Origin of the sequence: Lactobacillus nasalidis, assembly GCF_016587775.1 — a bacterium.
GTDB classification, from domain to species: domain Bacteria; phylum Bacillota; class Bacilli; order Lactobacillales; family Lactobacillaceae; genus Lactobacillus; species Lactobacillus nasalidis.
Genome location: NZ_BOCG01000639.1, coordinates 1 through 644, shown reverse-complemented (window position 1 = coordinate 644; position 644 = coordinate 1). Strand labels below are relative to the sequence as shown.

Genomic DNA, 644 nt, shown 5'->3' with positions numbered 1-644 from the left:
ATTCCTTCAATTCGTCAGCAGCAGCGGATGCGCCCAAACCGAAGTAAACAACTGGGTTCTTGGCTTCCTTGATCAGCTTAGTTGCGGCTTCAATTGATTCAGCAGTTGGAGCTGCGTAGTTGTCAGCAACGTGGTTGCTTGCGGAAACACGGTAGTTGTCTTCGATTTCTTGCCAACCGAAGTCCTTAGGGATTACCAAAACAGCTGGACCCTTCTTTGCGTAAGCTTGACGGATAGCAGTGTCCATCAAAACTGGCAAAGCTTCCTTGGTCTTGGCTTGGTGTACCCAAACGGCAACGTCACGGAACCATGGCATTTCGTCAAAGGCTTGGAAGAAGTTGATGTCTTGACGAGGAGTTGGAACGTTGGCTACCAGGGCAACCATTGGGGTCTTGTCGTACTTAGCGTCGTACAAGCCGTTCATCAAGTGGATGGCACCAGGGCCAGCTGAACCCATGCAGACACCAAGCTTGCCAGTAAGCTTGTATTCTGCTGAGGCAGCCAAGGCACCGGCTTCTTCGTGACGAACTTCGATGAACTTGACCTTGTCTTGCATTTCGTAGATCGCGTTCATGGTTGAGTCAAAAGAACCACCTGGGAAACCGTAAAGGTGGTCAATGCCCCACTTGTACATAACATCTAAA

The 644-nt window shown here is 49.8% G+C and carries 1 protein-coding gene; it reads right to left on the bottom strand.

The window, feature by feature from the left end; all coding sequences use genetic code 11:
• Nucleotides 1–644 (bottom strand): thiamine pyrophosphate-binding protein (locus lacNas_RS12030; protein ID WP_373868172.1); only part of this gene is annotated, 644 nt, incomplete at both ends.